The sequence below is a fragment of the Pseudomonas capeferrum genome, from assembly GCF_000731675.1.
Lineage (GTDB): Bacteria > Pseudomonadota > Gammaproteobacteria > Pseudomonadales > Pseudomonadaceae > Aquipseudomonas > Aquipseudomonas capeferrum.
The window spans coordinates 1,875,131-1,891,638 of record NZ_JMIT01000001.1 but is presented as its reverse complement, the minus strand read 5'-3'; the positions used below and the strand labels follow the sequence as shown (position 1 = coordinate 1,891,638).

The 16,508-nt window shown below is 56.0% G+C and carries 14 protein-coding genes and 1 pseudogene; 7 read left to right on the top strand and 8 right to left on the bottom strand.

Annotated features, from left to right (window positions below; all coding sequences use genetic code 11):
- Positions 1-13 precede the first annotated feature (13 nt).
- The 5 genes from PC358_RS08455 to PC358_RS08435 all read right to left on the bottom strand — a co-directional run bounded on the left by PC358_RS08455 (position 14) and on the right by PC358_RS08435 (position 5,771).
- Positions 14-2,044: a pyrroloquinoline quinone-dependent dehydrogenase gene (locus tag PC358_RS08455; RefSeq protein ID WP_033698825.1), complete on the bottom strand. Its 2,031-nt coding sequence runs from the start codon at positions 2,042-2,044 to the stop codon at positions 14-16.
- An 11-nt stretch (positions 2,045-2,055) separates the two neighbouring features.
- Positions 2,056-2,454 (bottom strand): hypothetical protein, encoded by a 399-nt coding sequence (locus PC358_RS08450; RefSeq protein ID WP_033698824.1) that lies wholly within the window; start codon positions 2,452-2,454, stop codon positions 2,056-2,058.
- Positions 2,455-2,485: 31 nt separating this feature from the next.
- Positions 2,486-3,787, bottom strand: a complete 1,302-nt coding sequence (locus PC358_RS08445) for an MFS transporter (RefSeq protein ID WP_033698823.1) — start codon at positions 3,785-3,787, stop codon at positions 2,486-2,488.
- Between the two features lie 128 nt (positions 3,788-3,915).
- Complete coding sequence (locus tag PC358_RS08440) at positions 3,916-4,917, bottom strand: transketolase family protein (protein ID WP_033698822.1); 1,002 nt, start codon at positions 4,915-4,917, stop codon at positions 3,916-3,918.
- A complete protein-coding gene (locus PC358_RS08435; protein ID WP_033698819.1) occupies positions 4,914-5,771 on the bottom strand; it encodes a transketolase in 858 nt (285 codons plus the stop codon). Before PC358_RS08435 ends, PC358_RS08440 begins: the two co-directional genes overlap by 4 nt.
- A 150-nt stretch (positions 5,772-5,921) precedes the next feature.
- Between PC358_RS08435 and PC358_RS08430 the strand changes: the two genes are divergently transcribed.
- Together PC358_RS08430 and PC358_RS28115 are read left to right on the top strand one after the other, a co-directional pair.
- On the top strand, positions 5,922-6,806 hold the full coding sequence (locus PC358_RS08430) for a LysR substrate-binding domain-containing protein (protein ID WP_081874726.1): 885 nt from the start codon (positions 5,922-5,924) through the stop codon (positions 6,804-6,806).
- Positions 6,807-7,200: 394 nt separating this feature from the next.
- Positions 7,201-7,398: pseudogene (locus tag PC358_RS28115) on the top strand (DUF4113 domain-containing protein); the annotation flags it as partial.
- 99 nt (positions 7,399-7,497) lie between these two features.
- Here PC358_RS28115 and PC358_RS08425 read toward each other — a convergent pair.
- Entirely contained in the window at positions 7,498-8,424 is a 927-nt protein-coding gene (locus tag PC358_RS08425; RefSeq protein ID WP_033698818.1) for an alpha/beta hydrolase, read from the bottom strand.
- A 121-nt stretch (positions 8,425-8,545) separates the two neighbouring features.
- Here PC358_RS08425 and PC358_RS08420 point away from each other — a divergent pair, with 121 nt between their 5' ends.
- The 5 genes from PC358_RS08420 to PC358_RS08400 all read left to right on the top strand — a co-directional run bounded on the left by PC358_RS08420 (position 8,546) and on the right by PC358_RS08400 (position 14,263).
- Positions 8,546-9,484, top strand: a complete 939-nt coding sequence (locus PC358_RS08420) for a LysR family transcriptional regulator (protein WP_033698817.1) — start codon at positions 8,546-8,548, stop codon at positions 9,482-9,484.
- 654 nt (positions 9,485-10,138) lie between these two features.
- On the top strand, positions 10,139-10,909 hold the full coding sequence (locus PC358_RS08415) for an SDR family oxidoreductase (protein ID WP_012313594.1): 771 nt from the start codon (positions 10,139-10,141) through the stop codon (positions 10,907-10,909).
- A 63-nt stretch (positions 10,910-10,972) separates the two neighbouring features.
- Entirely contained in the window at positions 10,973-12,076 is a 1,104-nt protein-coding gene (locus tag PC358_RS08410) for a glycerol dehydrogenase (protein ID WP_033698816.1), read from the top strand.
- A gap of 46 nt (positions 12,077-12,122) precedes the next feature.
- Positions 12,123-13,085, top strand: coding sequence for a cyclase family protein (locus tag PC358_RS08405; RefSeq protein WP_012313596.1), 963 nt, complete (start codon positions 12,123-12,125; stop codon positions 13,083-13,085).
- A gap of 161 nt (positions 13,086-13,246) precedes the next feature.
- Positions 13,247-14,263 (top strand): LacI family DNA-binding transcriptional regulator, encoded by a 1,017-nt coding sequence (locus PC358_RS08400; protein ID WP_033698815.1) that lies wholly within the window; start codon positions 13,247-13,249, stop codon positions 14,261-14,263.
- 18 nt (positions 14,264-14,281) lie between these two features.
- Here PC358_RS08400 and PC358_RS08395 read toward each other — a convergent pair whose 3' ends face one another.
- Positions 14,282-15,229 (bottom strand): nuclear transport factor 2 family protein, encoded by a 948-nt coding sequence (locus tag PC358_RS08395; protein ID WP_033698814.1) that lies wholly within the window; start codon positions 15,227-15,229, stop codon positions 14,282-14,284.
- Positions 15,226-16,230, bottom strand: coding sequence for an LLM class oxidoreductase (locus PC358_RS08390; RefSeq protein WP_033698813.1), 1,005 nt, complete (start codon positions 16,228-16,230; stop codon positions 15,226-15,228). Before PC358_RS08390 ends, PC358_RS08395 begins: the two co-directional genes overlap by 4 nt.
- Positions 16,231-16,508 lie beyond the last annotated feature (278 nt).

Sequence of the window (16,508 nt, the reverse complement as noted above, 5' to 3'; positions counted from 1 at the left end):
CCCCGTCAAGGCATTACTTACGCAGCTTGTATGCGATGATTTCGTCGCTGGTGCCGGTTTCCATGAAGGCGTGGCCAGACGCTGAGACGAGCACATACTGCTCACCATCAACCTCGTACGAGATCGGGTTGGCTTGGGCGCCTGCCGTCAATACGTCTTCCCACAGCACCTCACCGGTAGCTGTGTCGATGGCACGGAACAAGTTGTCAGTCGCCGCGCCGACGAAGGTGAGTCCACCTGCGGTGACCACCGTTCCGCCATTGTTTGGCAAGCCGATATTCAGTGGCAGATGCGACGGGATGCCGAAAGGCCCGTTGCGACGTGCGGTACCCAGCGGCTCGTCCCACACGGTCTTGCCGGTATCCAGGCTGATTGCACGAATTCCGCCATACGGTGGTGCCGAGCACGGTACGCCGGTGCCCCAGTTACGCCATCCCGCATTCACACTGATCGCGTAAGGCGCGTTGACCTGCGGATAGGCCGATGCCCCACCTTCGCCCTTGCCCGATTTGCTGCCAGCCTTGTTCAGCGAGGTCTCATCAACCTTTGGCGCATAGATAGGTTTGAGCCCCAACTTGTCCGCCTGTACACGTGGTATGAGCTGGTTAAGGTTGGGGATGTCGTTGTAGTTGGCGATTAGAAGTCGTCGAACTGGGTCGATCGCGACCGAGCCCCAATCGGAGCCACCGTTGTAGCCCGGGTATTGAATCCAGGGACGATCCACCGATGGCGGCGTCAGGTAGCCTTCGTAGTTGGCCTGGCGGAACTGGATGCGGCACATCAACTGATCGAGTGGTGAGAAGCCCCACATGTCCGCTTCGGTTTTCGGCGCCTTGCGTAGAGTGTGCCACTCGGAGGTAGGTTGAGTATTAGCCAGGAATTGGGGTTCAACGGAGCCGCCTTTTGGTGCCTTGACTTCACCAATCGGAACCAGAGGCTCGCCAGTTGCGCGATCCAGGATGTAGATGTCACCCTGCTTCGTCGGCAGCAGCACTGCAGCCACTGGTTTTCCGTCCTTATCAGGGAAATCAAGAAGGGTTGGCTGACTGCCCAGATCATAATCCCACACATCATGGCGGATGGTCTGGAAGTGCCATACGTCCTTGCCCGTCTTCACGTCGACGGCCACCAGTGAGGTCGAATACTTGTTTTCTTCCTCGCTACGGTTGGAGCCGTAGTAATCAATTGAGGAGTTGCTGATCGGCAGGTAGACGTAGCCAAGCTGCTCATCGCCCACTGCAGCCGTCCACATATTCGGGGTGCCACGGGTGTAGGTGCTGCCTTCGGCTGGGCCATGAACGTTTTCAGGGTTACCCAGATCCCAAGCCCAGGCCATTTTCCCGTTGACCGCGTCGTAGCCGCGAATCACCCCAGAAGGTGCGTCCTCATCCTGACCGTCACGAATTTGTGCTCCTGTGACCACCACGCCATTGACGATAGTAGGAGGAGCTGTAACCGCGTACCAGCCGGGGACTTTTTTGCCCAGACCTTCCCAAAGATCCACAGTGCCGTTCTGTCCGAAGTCCTTGCAAGGCTCGCCCGTGCGCAGATCTACAGCTACCAGCCTCGCATCCAGTGTCGCCTCTACCACACGGCTGCGGCATTGTGCGGACTCAGGGATCTCTGGCGCGGTGTACACCGCCACGCCGCGGCATGCTGCTGCGTGAGGAATTGCCTGATCAGGTACTCCAGGGTCGTGACGCCAGTTTTCCTTGCCGGTTGCAGCATTGATCGAAATAAGGATGTTTTTAGCAGAGCACATCAGCAGGTCGTTGCCGACCTTGACCGGGGTTGTTTCAGGCGAGTAGCGACTGCCCGGATTCGGTAAGTCCCGTGTGTGATACACAAATGCGCGCTCCAGGCGCCCAACGTTTGCTGGGGTGATCTGCTTGAGGGGGCTAAAGCGCTGAGCGTTGTGATCACCGCCATAGAACGGCCAATCGCTGCCGACCTGCGGCATACCCTGAGCTTGAGCGATCTGCACCTGAAGCGCGCAAGAAACGGCGAGCGCCAGTGCGCTTCTGCATTTGACTGATAGGAACATGACAAACCTCTTTACGCAGCAGAGCGGGGGGCGCGACGCAGTGACGGCGACACGGCAAGGATCAACAACAGGATGACGGTGATTGCCACCAGACGTGGTACAAGCCCCCACCAGTTGAGTCCGACTTCCCATAAAGCCCAGATCAGTGTCAGGCCCCAGATCACGGCGAACAGGTACAAGGCGCCAAATCGTTGCCGCCACAGCATGACAGCTGTGATTACACAGCCGGCCCCGGTGAGGGTGTAATACCAGCTACCGCCCAAAGCCATCAGCCATACCCCGCCGCCAAAAAGGGCCATGCCAAATGCCCCCAGCGCCAGGGCTAAAACGACGGTCGCCAGCCGCCATTTCCCGCTGTGACCAGCCGAGGCCCGGCCGTTGCTGCGGGATTCACTACTACGTTGATTCATGACGCTACTACTTCCTTAATTTGCTATTGATTCAGGCTATGGCCTGTTTGCCGGAGGCTGCAAAGCCGATGGGCCGACGCGTGCAGAACATCGAGAGGACTGAGCCGATCACAAGTAATGCGCCGACGACGACGAAGGCCAAGGCGAAGCTGCCAGAGCCGGCCACCACGTAGCCAGTCACGATCGGAGCGAGGAGACCGAACAGATTGCCGACTGCAGTGATAAAGCCAGCTGCAGTGCCGACGTCGTCTTCAGAGCGCACCAAGTCATTCACAAGCGAGAGGTTCAGAGAAATCGCCGAAGCGCAGGTCGCCAACGACAGCGTGATCACGAAGAGAATTGACCAGGTGCTGTCGATCGCTGGCACCAGAAAGATGACCGAGGAGGCGAGCAACACACTTGCCACCACCATGCGACGCTGTCCGGTTTCGGCTGCACCTGGGCGCATCGCCTTGTCACTCAGGCGGCCAATGACGATGGCGAGAATGGCCGCACCAAGGTACGGAATGGCGGTGTAGATGCCGCTGGACATCACCGTCAGGCCTTTTTCAGCCTGGAGGTAGGTCGGCAGCCAGGTCAGGAAAAAGTAGGTGGCATACACTGCGCACCCATGCGACAGGGCAATCGCCCACATGCTGCTGGAGCGTGCCAGGCCCTTGAGGCCAAGCGACACAGCCTGCGCCGGCTCTGCCCCGTGTGAGACGCTACCTTCAGCAATCTCCGCGCGTTCGGCATCCTCAAGCCATGGAGCTTTTGCAGGGTGGCTGTACCACTTCAACCAGGCAGCTAGCCAAAGGAAGCCCAACGCGCCGGCTACGACAAAGGCGATGCGCCAGCCAAACGCGCTGATCAGCCAGCCAAAGCCAATGGCGCCGATGGCTGGGCCTACCAAGCTGCCGCTGTGGAATACAGCAGTAGCCATGCCACGCTCTTTGAGTGGCATCCATTCGCGGATTACACGCGCGCCGGCAGGGTAGGTGGTGGCTTCGCCCATGCCCATGATTAGTCGGCAGCTGAGCAAAGAAATGAACCCGGTCGACAATGCGGTGCAGGCCGTGGCTACCGACCATACCCCTATGCCGTAACCGTTGACCTTTTTAGGGCCAAAGCGGCCTACGAGGTAGCCCATGGGGATGAGGGCCAGAAAGTAGAGCCATACGAATGACGAGAAAAGGTAGCCCATCGCAACCGGCGAGATATCGAATTCTTCCTTGAGCACTTTGGAGGCAACCGAAAGCGAAACTCGGTCAACGTAGTTGATCAGAGTCAGGGTGAAGAGAAACGCGTAGATCCAAACACGTTTTTTCTTCAGGAGACTGGTGTCTTTGTGCATCGCCATCACCTTGTAGTTATAGGGACGATCCAGGGACGAGAAACGAGGGCTGCCGGCACAATGGCTCGCTCACCTTGCCCAGGCAGTGGGCAACGCGGTGTGAGCGGCCATCGCACATCAGCAGTCGATCAGCCCAGCCAACGCTGGATGTTTGCGACCATGACTTCTTTGGAAATGCCGTAGCGGTCATGGAGGGTCGGCAGCGCACCTGCATCCAGGAACTGGTCAGGGAGCGCCACGTGGCGAACCTCCGGTTGCACGCGGGCTAGTAGCAACGCCATGGCTATGGCCTCACCGAGGCCACCGATCTGGGTGTGGTTTTCCGCGATGACAACCAGCCGGCCTTCGCGGCGACATTGTTCCAGGACGGTCTCGACATCGAGCGGCTTGATCGTCGGCACGTGCAAGACCGCGGTGTCGATTGTGTTTTTGGCCAGTTCGTCTGCTACTTCAAGGGCGCGCATGGTCATGAGGCCCGAGGAGATGATCAGCACATCCTTGCCGTCACGCAGCAACCTGGCTTTGCCCAACTCGAATTTGTAGTCGTACTCATCGAGGACGAGGGGCACGCGTCCGCGGGGTAGGCGCATGTAGACCGGGCCGTTGTGCTCCGCTATCGCGGCTACACATTGCTCCGTCTCCAGTGCATCACAAGGATCGATGACCGTCATCTGGGGGATTGCTCGCATCATCGCCAAGTCTTCGGTGGCTTGATGGCTTGGGCCATAGCCGGTAGTCAGGCCCGGCAGCGCCGCACAGATCTTCACGTTCAGGTTCTCTTCAGCGATTACCTGATGAATGAAGTCATAAGCTCGGCGAGTGGCGAATACCGCATAGGTGGTGGCGAACGGTACGAAACCTTCTTTTGCCATGCCTCCAGCCGCAGCCATGAGCAGTTGCTCTGCCATACCCATCTGCAGGAATCGCTCTGGATAACGTTGGGCGAAGATATGTAAGTCGGTGTACTTGGCCAGATCCGCAGTCATCCCGACGATGCGTGGATTTTTCTGGCCGGCCTTTACCAAGGTGTGCCCAAAGGGCGCAGATGTGGTGCGCTGACCCTCGCTGGCGATGGATGCGATCATCGACGACGTGGTGAGTTTCGGCTTGACTGGAGAAGCGGCGGTCATTGTGGGCTCCTTGGCGCGTGGATCTCATCGAGGTCTGCAAGTGCATGCTGCCACTCCTGTGGCTCGACCCGGATGAAGTGGTTCTTGTCACGTTGCTCAAGGAACGGGACACCTTTACCCATGAGGGTGTCGAAGAGAATGACTCGCGGCTTGTCGCCCTGTACCGACCGCGCGAGGTCGAAGGCCTGGATCACAGCCTGCAGGTCATTGCCGTCGACGCGCTGCACGTGCCAACCGAACGCTGCCCACTTATCGACGAGGGGTTCGAATTGGAGGATGTCGTGGGAAGGGCCGTCTGCCTGCTGGCGGTTGATGTCCACCAGATTGATCAGGTTGCCCAGCTTGTGGTGCGAGGCTGACATGGCAGCTTCCCACACCGCTCCCTCGTCCAGCTCGCCATCGGACATCGAGTTGTAGACGAACGCATCGTTGCCCTTCATGCGCAGGCCCAGCGCCTGGCCTACAGCAATAGCCAACCCTTGGCCAAGGGAGCCACCAGAGATTTCCATGCCGGGTGTGTAGGTCGCCATGCCCGACATCGGCAGGCGGCTATCATCGGAGCCATAAGTTTCCAGCTCCTCCTCCGGCAGAACGCCGGCCTCCAACAGCGCTGCGTAAAGCGCGATGGCGTAGTGCCCATGGGAAAGCAGGAAACGATCGCGGCCTTCCCATTCAGGTTGATCAGCGCGAATGTTCATGGCGTGGCAGTAGGCAACAGCCAGTACGTCGGCCCAGCCCAGTGCCTGGCCAACATAGCCTTGGCCCTGAACCTCGCCCATGCGTAGGGCGAAGCGACGAATGCGCCAGGCGTGCTTCGACATCCGGGCAAAGTGCTCATTGCGACTCTCGGTCATATTGTTCTCCATTGGTGACCAGCGATCCGGAGTTACTGACGCAACGGATTCATCAGTACCCAGTCGTATTGAGTAACCCCTTGATGATCAGGTAAAAATACAGGGTCGACAAAAGGTTTAAATTCGTCAGTTAATGAATCGGATTCACCAATGAAGATCTTGAAAAAGGTACCGCTCTCAGCCCTGAGGGTGTTCGAAGCGGCGGGTCGAACCTGCTCATTTGTAGAAGCAGCAAAGGAGCTGGATCTGTCGTCAAGCGCGGTAAGCCATGCCATACGCAAATTGGAAGTCGCCGCTGAAGTCTCTCTTTTCACTCGGAGTACGCGACATACGGCGCTGACAACCGAGGGCGCCATGCTGCTGGATCATGTGCAGCGTGGTTTCGAGGAGATGAGCCGGGGATTGGCGATTGCGACTAATGAGCCCGCAGTGCCGCTGCGCCTTCACGTGGCACCGACGTTCGCCAGCCAGTGGTTGGTGCCGCGCCTAGCCGGCTTTCTGCGTGATCATCCCGGCATCGACCTGCGGATATCCGCCAGTACTGACTATGCGCTGTTCGACAACGATGATTTCGACTTGGACATCGTCTATGGCGAACCCAGGGTCTCTTCGCACGAAAAGACGCCGCTGCGTATCGAAGAGCTAACGCCCCTATGCAGTCCTGAAGTTGCCCAGCATCTTCGCTCGCCGCAGGATCTGTACGCCCAGTTTCTTATCCAGAGCGATGGGCAATCTGTGCAATGGAAAGGGTGGTTTGCGGCCAATGGAATGCATCCACCGAAAAGCTATGGCTTGGCGTTCGATCGAAGCTCCATGGGTATTGCAGCAGCAGCTGGCGGCCTGGGAGTAGTACTTGAGTCTGACCTGGTGGCTGAGAAGGAGCTAGCAAGCGGTCGGCTGGTCAGCCCGCTTCGGCATGTCAGTAACAGTGTCCGCTACGTTGGCCACTACCTCGTGCATCCTCGGCGGCATAGGCAACCGCACGCAGTGACTCAGTTCAAGCAGTGGCTGTTCAACGAGTTAGCTGTCCCTTGAATGCTAGATGGGGGCTCGGAACTCCTGTCATTTCGGGACAAGCTTCAAGTTCAGCTCGTAATATCGGACAGGCTGGCCGCCTTGCTGCACCTGCTTTTTATCGCCCTTATGGCGCCAATTTGTCCAAGATCTGCTCACGACACACGCTTAGCACTTCATCAGCAGGCGGAGAATCGTCCGGGCAGGCTCGAGACAGAATCAAGGCGCCGAGGACGTGCGCAAATGTATCGAGTATTACCGCACGGCTTACTTTAGGCTCGTCTCCCTGTAACACCTCCAGCAGCCCCTCAATTCCAGCCTCGTAAGCTGCTTTGATGTCATCGGGCTCTCAACTGAATTTTTCCAGCAGTAGGTGTAGGCATCGCTGGTACCAAAACTCTGAGCAAACTCGCAAGGCGAATACACCTATGACTTGTTTGCTGCTTCACAGCCAGTGGCTACCGAGAAGATGATGGGGGTCTTGGACGCTATTAATGGGCGCTGGGGCAGAGGTACGGTGAGGTTGGCTAGTGTGCCGGTCGATCCGCAATGGGGGATGTGTCGGGAGATGATGAGCCAGAGCTTCAATACGCGGGTAGATCAGCTTTGGACTGCCACTGACTCGGTGAGCAATAGTCCTAGACGTTCGCGAGTGCGATGGCCAATCGCTCAACCGCGACGGACGGGAAAACCGTCGCGGTTGATCTGCGTTTTAGCGGTTAGCGTCGGCTAGGCCAGTCTCAATGAAGCGAACCGAACTCTCCATTGCCTGCTGACCTTCTGGCAGCATGGTGGCGTAGAAGTGCCAGGCGTGGAACATCGCAGGCCATACTTCCAAATTCACGCGAACTCGGTTATCAGCCAGGTGAGTTGCAAGGCGCATTGCATCACTCAACATCAGCTCGTTCTCGCCGATCTGCACCAAGATTGGTGGAAGACCGGTGACGTCCGCGAACACAGGTGAGGCCAGAGGATGATTGGCCAATGTGTCGCCTAGGAATGCTCTGGCGAGGATGTCCAAGACAGGCTTGGAGTTCAGAGGATCCAGACCTTCACGGTTGCTCATGGAAGCACCGGTGTGTTCCAGGTTCGCCCATGGCGAGATGGAGGAGCCAACCGCAGGCAATGGAAGCCCCTTCGATTTAGCCGCAACCATGACGCTGACAACCATCGCGCCGCCAGCCGACTCGCCAGAGAAAGCAATTTTGTTAGCTGGGATTTTCTGCTCAAGCAACCACTCGTATGCGCGCAGTGTGTCGTCAATAGAGGCTGGGAACTTGTGCTCAGGGGCAAGGCGATAGTCCGGCATGTACACGCGAGCACCGAGCATTTTCGCGTAGTTGCCGCCGATGCCGTGGTAGCCGTCTGGACGACCTACAATGTAAGCGCCGCCGTGGATGTACATCACTACTGCGTCAGTCTTGATCTCGTCCGGGGTAACCAGTGTGCCGGGTACGCCACCCATGTCGACTGCTTCGAATTTAACGCCAGCTGGCGCTGGATTTTGCGCGAGCATTTTTGCGTAAGAGTCGCGAATGTCGCTCATTTTTGTGGTGGTATCGATTCCCTTAAGAACGGGTACCAGATCGCTAAGGCTGTTGGCCCAGGTTTGGACGGCTGCTTGGACTTTGGTGTTCATAATGACCTCAATTGATCGTTGGGAGTGGATTAGCTAATTGAGATATTATGCTTAGTATTGGGGAATAGGGTTCCCCATAACTGGTGCTAAGCCGCCCGAACGTTGAGATCACTGAGGCCGTATGGAACTCCACAACCTGAACGATATCGCCGCGTTTGTAAGCTCGGTAAACGCTGGAAGCTTCACTGCGGCGGCAAAACAGCTTGGCCTTACGCGCTCTGCAGTGGGGAAGTCGATAGTCAGGCTCGAGGCTCGTTTACAGGTACGTTTACTGAATCGCACTACGCGCAGTTTAAGCATGACGGATGACGGCCAGGTTCTGTATGAGCGCTGTGTGGGCGTTCTTCAGGATCTGGACGACGTGGAGGATGCCCTTGCGTTTCGTCGTTCGACTCCCAGTGGGCGACTGCGGATGAGTTTGCCGGTTGCGCTTGGCAGACTTCATGTCCTTCAACACATTGAGTACTGCCTTAAGGATTGGCCCTCCCTGAGCGTGGATATCACCTTTTCTGACAGGCTGGTCGATTTGATTGATGAGGGATTTGATTTGGCCATGCGCATCGGGCCACCGAAGGAAGATTCTCGGTTGTTAACGCGCACTGTGGCCTACCAACAAATGATTACCTGCGCTTCCCCCAAATATTTGGCTGAGCATGCCGAGCCTAAAACGCCTGAGGATTTAACCGGGCACCAGTGCCTGCATTTCGTGAGCGGTGGGAGATTGCTTCCTTGGAATTTTCGCGAGAATGGTAGCGCTGTGTCCGTTACTCATGGTGGAAGGCTACAGATGGACAGTGCTGAGTCATTACACCAGTCAGCTGTAGCTGGCCTGGGCATCGCGACTCTTCCTTCCTACGTGGTGAACGACGATTTGAGGAGCGGCAAGCTTGTTCAATTGCTCGCTGGGTATGCAGAGGCCGCAGAGCCTATTCGGGTGATCTACCCTAGCAAGCGGCACCTCTCTCCAAAAATTCGACTCTTCATCGATAAGCTCGTGGAGGCTTGGTCACCATGCCCACCATGGGAGCAGCATTCTGCGGAACGCATTCACTCTGTCTGACCCGTGAGCGAAGCCCGCGCGGCTAGTCGATACCTAACATATGCATCGCATATTCATTTCACTTGAGCATCGACTTCCAGGCGTGAGCACTGCGCCCGTGTTCAGCTCATCTGCCGAAGGGGCCAGTGCGTCAGGGGCTTAGTGCGCCGGTGTTTTTCGCATCCTCAATAGGATTGGCGCAGATGCTCATGAATGCGTTTCGTAGGAGCTACTGGCGCTCCTTGCTGGGGAAGTGACCGTGCAGACCGCTTGACAGCGGTCAAATATCAGACTAAAAATGAAGCGCTTCATAAATATCTCTTTCGAGAATAAATACAAAAATATAGTCGTGAAAAGATCGCAGATTTTGTTGGCTTAAGTCCGCAGGCTGCGAGAATGAAACGATTCATATTTGCCGTTTTCCTAGGCAAATCTGGAGATCATGATGGTCACTGCATCATTAGCCTGCGCTCGGTCAAGCACGTGGGCAGCCCTCGCCACTCTCTTATCTAGAGTCACCGACCGCTCCGGCGCGGGGGCACTGGCTTCGCCACACAAATCTCCTAACACCACCCGCTTACATGAACCCGAAATTTTCGGTGAGCCAGTGCGGCATCGGACGCGTGTGAGCATCACCGCGTCTTGTTTCTGTTTGTTCAGCGCGGGGAATTTGGCATGACGAATCTTCGACACACAGGTCGCACAGTTCTTATTACCGGGGCAGGAGGGGGCATCGGTGCCTCGATTGCCCGGCTGTACTGCGAGGAGGGCGCGCGGGTTGCCTTGGTAGACTTCGACGAACAGTCAGTTTCTGAGCTTTCCCAGCAACTCTGTACTGCCGGACATTTGGTGGCTTGGGCTAAAGCTGACGTCGCAAATTTTGATCAATGCAGTCGAGCCTGTGCTGAGTTTAGCGAGCAGCTCGGCCCTATCGACACCTTGATCAACAATGCAGGCGTGTCTCCCAAACATCAGGGGGCACCCGCACCGATTTGGGAGATGGATCCCCTGGAGTGGGATCGGGTCGTCGGCATCAACCTCACTGGCTCGTTCAACTTGGTTAGAGCACTCGCACCGGGGATGGTCGAGCGTCGCTTTGGGAGAATCGTGAACATGTCTTCCGTTGCTGGCAGCGCATTTCTCCCTATCGTTGCGGCGCATTACAGCGCCACCAAAGCCGCAATTATCGGTTTTACCCGTCATCTGGCAGGTGAGCTCGGGCCTTATGGGATTACGGCAAACGCGCTGGCCCCGGGACGCATCGAAACGCCGCTTCTGAAAACCGTTTCTGCGCAAGCGAACCAGGCAGTTGTTGATGAGACTCCGTTGGGCCGTCTTGGAACGCCACTTGAGGTAGCTAAAGCAGCATGCTTTTTGACTTCAAACGACAGCGACTTCATCACGGGCCAAGTCGTGGATGTGGCTGGTGGCTGGTTGATGCGCTGATCCAGCCGGGCTCGTATTCAACGTAACGATTTATCTCACAGTTTTTCAGCAGCGGGTGATGGCATGGTTCGAACAATGGGTTTTCCTGGCCGATACGAGCAAGGGCCAGGCGCACTAAAGCAGCTTGGCAGAATCCTTTCCGATATGGGGCAATCGCGCCCTTTGGTCTTGTGCGACGAGTTCGTCTCGAGGCATCTGTGGCCTGAGGTAGGGAATGCATTGTCAGAGCATGGCTTCGATGCGAACAGTATCGTTTTTCCTGGTGAATGCACTAAAGCTGCAATTGCGTCTCTCTGTGAGCGATCAGCAGATTACAAGCCAGACACCATCATCGCTTTGGGCGGGGGTAAGACAATTGACACGGCTAAAGGGATGGCTGCTCAGCTCAACGTCCCCATTGTCGTATGCCCGACCATCGCTTCCAGCGACGCCCCAACCAGCCGTTTGATTGTGCTTTACGACGAAACGCACAAGGTCGTTGGTGTCGAGTACCTGAACATGAACCCCTCTGCAGTAGTCGTGGACACCGAAGTGATTGTCCGTGCGCCTGCAAGGTTTTTCGCCGCAGGCATCGGCGACGCCATCAGTAAAAAGTTTGAGGCGCAACAATGTCAGTCTGCCGGAGGCAATAACTCATTTGGTACTCCAGCGTTGAACACTGCATTGTTGCTAACAGAGGCAGTGTTTAAGACGCTTATGACCTACGGGTACAGCGCTTACCAAGCAGTAGGCCGGCACGAGGTTAATGATGATGTCGAGCGGGTTGTTGAAGGAACCGTCCTTATCAGTGGCGTTGGGTTCGAGAGTGGCGGCTTGTCGCTAGCTCATGCGCTTGTGCGAGGTCTTACGGCAATTCCTGCGATTACTTCCATGCTACATGGTGAGCTTGTCGCATTCGGGACGCTGGTGCAGATGTCGGTCGAAGAGCGCCCAGACTCAGACATCCTAGAGGTCGCTCAGCTTCTGAATGATGTGAATCTTCCCGTCACCCTCGACGGCCTTGGCCAGACGTCTCCGTTTACCTCTGAGGAACTGGACATTGTTGTCCAGGCAACACTGGGTGCGGTTTACGCGAAAAATATGGCGCCAGCCCTTACCGCTGAACGACTCATCCGAGGACTCGCTCGTGCCGACGACCTGGGACAACGATTTGAACGTTTCAACTAACCGCTAATGCGGTACAGCTAATCCAATAATAAAAGAGGCTCAGAAAATGACAGACAAGACCGTTCCGCACATTCATGACTTGCTCAAAGACTCCCCTAAGAACTGGGGTAAGTGGGGGCCGGATGATGAGGTTGGCTCACTCAACTACCTCACAGGTGTCGAGGTGCTCCAAGGTGTCAAAGAGGTCACGCAAGGCAAGACATTTACTTTGCAGGTGCGGATGGCTGATCCTGCAGGTGACCCGGTCTGGCCTGGGCGCTCTCAGTCAAAGCGCATGAATATCATGGATCGTGGCCACTACAACTGCGGCAAGGGCCCACACTTTCCAGGCTCGTACGAGTTCGCCGACGATGTAATGTTTTTCCACCTTCAGGGTTCAACTCAATACGACGCGCTCGGCCACGTTTGGTACGACGACCAGATCTGGAATGGGTACAGCGCTGATACCACTATCGGCTCCCTGGCCAAGGCGAGCGTTGCTCCGCTGGGTGAAAAAGGCATCGTTGGCCGAGGCATTCTGATCGACATAGCGCGCCACCGTGGTAAAGACGTGCTGGATGCAGGTGAAACTTTCAACCATGAGGATCTAATGGCTGCGGCCCGGGCTCAAGGCGTCTCTATCAACAAGCGCGACATTCTCATCATCCGCACTGGATGGATTGGCTCGTTTTATAAACGCGATCCGGAAGAGTTTTACAAAGACTTTATCGAGCCTGGCCTGACTTACAGCCCTGAGCTGGTGAAGTGGTTTCAGGAGATGGAAATTCCGAACATTGTCACCGACACCATCGCTAACGAAGTCACCGTCGATCCCGTGTCAGGGGTTGCGTTGCCGTTGCACAACGCACTCATGAGGAACTTGGGTATCACTCTCACTGAGATCGCTCAGCTTGATCCCCTCGCTGAGGACTGCGCTGAGGACGGTCAGTGGACGTTCCTGTACACCGCAGCTCCTCTAAAGGTCGTAGGTGGAACCGGCGCTCCTGTGAATCCAATCGTCATTAAATAAGTGTCTTTGCCTGGGGGCAGCAGAAATGCTGCACTCAGGTTTTTCTCTCCAATTAACGGCTCCCGAACGGCAGGCTGTTGGCTTATCATCCTCTGTGAAAATCGAGGGCGTTCTTCTGATCGTCCTGTCTCCGCGCTACGATCGAGGATGCTGAATCTCCAATGAAAAAAATCGAGAAACCGAAGCTCAAGGATGTGGCTGAATTGGCGGGCGTCTCGATGGGGAGTGCTTCAAGAGCATTGGCTGTCCCGCACTTAGTGAAACCTACAACGCTGGCCAAAGTACAAGCAGCTGTTCAAGAGCTAGGGTACGTGCGAGACGGGGCTGCGCGTGCTTTGGCATCGAGGCGCACGCACAGCATTGGAGCCGTGTTTCCTACTTTTAACAACCCTGCGTTCGCTGAAGCTGTCCAGGCCCTCCAGTTAAGGCTAACGGAGCTTGGGTATCACCTGATCATTTCTTCCCATGAATACGACCAGGCGCAAGAACTGGTGAACGTAAGGAACATGATTGAGCGGGGTGTCGAAGGCCTACTGTTGGTGGGTACTGAACATAGTCCTGAAATTTATGAAGCACTAACTGCCGCCCAATGCCCATTCATTCTCATGTGGTCGCTAGATGGTGCTCACGACCATCACTGCGTGGGGTTCAGCAATGAGGAGGGTGGTCGATTGATAGCCAAGCACTTGCTTAGCCTTGGTCATCAAAGTATCGCGATGATCAGTGGAGTTGTCTCTAACAACGAACGGGCAAAATACCGTCTGAAAGGAATCACCGCTCAGCTACTCGAGTCCGGGATAGAGCTTTCAAGTGAACGGATTATTGAGCAGCCATTCACGATTGAGGGAGGGCGCGCCGGGCTGCGGATTGCTATGGAGCTTAACCCCAAGCCTACAGCCATTGTCTGCAGCACTGACCTCACCTGTATCGGAGCGTTGGCGGAAGCGCGCTCCAATGGGATCGACGTCCCCAAAGAACTATCAGTCAGCGGGTTCGATGATATCGAGTTCGCGGCTGCCTACGTGCCAGCCCTGACGACCGTCCGGGTGCCGACTTCGAAAATTGGTATCAGCAGCGCCAACAACATCGTTGCGCTGATCGAGGGGCGCCAACTTGCACGCCGCGAGCGCATACAAATCGAACTCGTCGTCCGAGATAGTACGGCGCCACGGCCCTAGAGTGTTTTCAGGAAGAGACTAAACTCTTGGTGCTTCATTGGCATTGAACCAGCCTGGGCGGTACTCGCTCCAGGTCAGTTGCCAGAATCCCTCATGCTCGCGACGAAGTCGCATCCGGTAATGCGCGCCATAGAGAGGCGTGCCATCTTGCGTGTGTGAGTTTCCAGGAATGACTCTGCCGACAATCATTTCCGCTACACCCTTTTCCTCGTCGGACTTGATCTCCAGCACGTCCGCGAAATGCTGCATCCACGGCCAGGGCCTGCGAAATTCTTTGAAGGAGCCGATGATCGCGTGGCGCCCTTCAATAAGGCCCATCGGTTGGAAGTCGCCAGCGGCGTCGTTGGTAAAGCAATGAGCAAGCAGCTGCATGTCAGCTTGATCCAGCGCCCACGAGTAACGAGCGTAGGTTTCAGCAATACATTCCGCACTGGTCACCGAAGCCGTTGAGTTAGGGAAAGCAAGCCATGGCGAATTCAGCTCGCTAACGATGGTCGGGGCTGGGTCGCCAATCCTCCATCCGTCGTCACCAGGTGGAAGCTGCCAGTGAATTGCAAGCGAGTAGTCCCCGGTTATCCAATTCAAGGCAATCAGCACGCTGTCGAGGCGCCAGGTGCCTGCTGTCTTTTTCATAGAGCCTGTGACAGTCATTCCAAATCCGAGCGTGGCCGACTTTGTGGCTTTGCTGATATGGCCATATGCGTAGAAACTGAATTTGGCGTCGGTTTCTCCACCACCCACATAGTGATTGGTTGCCTTCACTGAAAAGCCATCAGCCTTGGCACGGTCTTGCTGGAAAGCTCTGACAATCTTGCGTCCACCCTCATGAGCGGACATGTGGCTTGTAACCAGCTGGCAATTGTCAGTGAACATATCCCCAGCAGATTCCCAATAACCGCTCTCCCAGGCTTCCAGAAAGGTGGCTATAACGCCCTTAATGTCGGTGCGATCACTTGAGCCGGTCACTGGGTCACCTGCGAGACAGGTTGGCCTATGGGAAAGTGTGGCATGACATACTCAGCCATCTCCTCCAGGACATCAGCGGCTGGTCGCTGCAGAGGTTTGATATTCAGTGCGACGTGTGAAACACCTTCATCCTGTTGCCGTTTCCAGAGATCCACGAGAGCATTACGCCCGATCCTTATTCCGTTGTATCCGCGTTCCAGCGGTGTGCTCGGATCCTTCGCCAGATCGAAAAACGTCGCGTAGCCGTATGGTTTTGCCTTGCCGGTCTGACTGGCAGAACGGAACTCGCGGATGAGACCGGGCAAACGATTGAAGTCGCTCAGATGCCAAATCCAGGCATCGGCATTATTGGCGATCCACTCAAGCGTCTGACGGGCCCGGCCTACGACAATCATGGGGAGTCGAGGGCCAACTGGCTTGGGTACCATGTCTAGCAAGCCTTCCAGCTGGCCGAAAAGTTTGGTTGAGACGCTTGGGAAGCTGTTTTCAGTGACTGTCTTAATCAGCTCGAAGCCTTCCCGGTATCGTTCTTCTCTCGCTTCGAAATCAATCCCGAATGCTGGGTATTCAATCGGGCGATCTCCGCTGGAGAGCCCTAACAAGAATCGTCCACCGGTGAGCTGGTCAACCGACAGAGATTGTTTAGCAACGATCAACGGCTCGCGCAGTGGAAGAACGATTCCTGTCGTTCCCAAAGCAATTTTTTTAGTTACGGCTGCCAAATATCCAAGGTAGACGAAGGGGTCGATCATCTGCCCGGTGTCACCAAAGCTTGGATCGTAGAAGGGCACGTCCCTCATCCATAAACTTGCAAAACCAGCCTCATCTGCGATTCGAGCAAGGCGCTGATGATCCTGCAAAGTAGGGAACGGCGAATTTGGGTAGCCTTCAAGAGGCATGATGTATCCGAAGGTGAGGCCTTCGGGCTGGAACACTCGCGAATAGGCCGGGTGAGCTGCAAGCTCGGGACTGAGCTCAAGGGAAGGGCTGAGAGAAGTCATTGCTAAACCTCATTATTTTAAGCCGATTACTACTGTGTAAGCGGCTTTCAGATGAACAGGTCTGCATGGTAGTGAAGGTATTGGGGAAAATGTGTCCCCTCTGACGGGGCGCGATCCACGGGTGGCCGGTATCCACTCAATGAAAAATCTGCTGGGTCAATCGCTTGAACTCGTGCGCAGTAGGCGTCTTAGATAAGTCGCGGCCTTCAACGGGATGAGCCCTACGCGCTGTGACGAGTGGTCACAGATGGTGTGAATTTCTGAGTATTCTCCTGTGC

Bases quoted from the DNA above. Each gene is read 5' to 3' on its own strand.
- PC358_RS08425 (WP_033698818.1), bottom strand. From the start codon at position 8,424: ATGAACACCAAAGTCCAAGCAGCCGTCCAAACCTGGGCCAACAGCCTT.
- PC358_RS08405 (WP_012313596.1), top strand. From the start codon at position 12,123: ATGACAGACAAGACCGTTCCGCACATTCATGACTTGCTCAAAGACTCC.
- PC358_RS08420 (WP_033698817.1), top strand. From the start codon at position 8,546: ATGGAACTCCACAACCTGAACGATATCGCCGCGTTTGTAAGCTCGGTA.
- PC358_RS08455 (WP_033698825.1), bottom strand. From the start codon at position 2,044: ATGTTCCTATCAGTCAAATGCAGAAGCGCACTGGCGCTCGCCGTTTCT.
- PC358_RS08430 (WP_081874726.1), top strand. From the start codon at position 5,922: ATGAAGATCTTGAAAAAGGTACCGCTCTCAGCCCTGAGGGTGTTCGAA.
- PC358_RS08440 (WP_033698822.1), bottom strand. From the start codon at position 4,917: ATGACCGCCGCTTCTCCAGTCAAGCCGAAACTCACCACGTCGTCGATG.
- PC358_RS08445 (WP_033698823.1), bottom strand. From the start codon at position 3,787: ATGCACAAAGACACCAGTCTCCTGAAGAAAAAACGTGTTTGGATCTAC.
- PC358_RS08400 (WP_033698815.1), top strand. From the start codon at position 13,247: ATGAAAAAAATCGAGAAACCGAAGCTCAAGGATGTGGCTGAATTGGCG.
- PC358_RS08410 (WP_033698816.1), top strand. From the start codon at position 10,973: ATGGTTCGAACAATGGGTTTTCCTGGCCGATACGAGCAAGGGCCAGGC.
- PC358_RS08415 (WP_012313594.1), top strand. From the start codon at position 10,139: ATGACGAATCTTCGACACACAGGTCGCACAGTTCTTATTACCGGGGCA.
- PC358_RS08435 (WP_033698819.1), bottom strand. From the start codon at position 5,771: ATGACCGAGAGTCGCAATGAGCACTTTGCCCGGATGTCGAAGCACGCC.
- PC358_RS08450 (WP_033698824.1), bottom strand. From the start codon at position 2,454: ATGAATCAACGTAGTAGTGAATCCCGCAGCAACGGCCGGGCCTCGGCT.
- PC358_RS08390 (WP_033698813.1), bottom strand. From the start codon at position 16,230: ATGACTTCTCTCAGCCCTTCCCTTGAGCTCAGTCCCGAGCTTGCAGCT.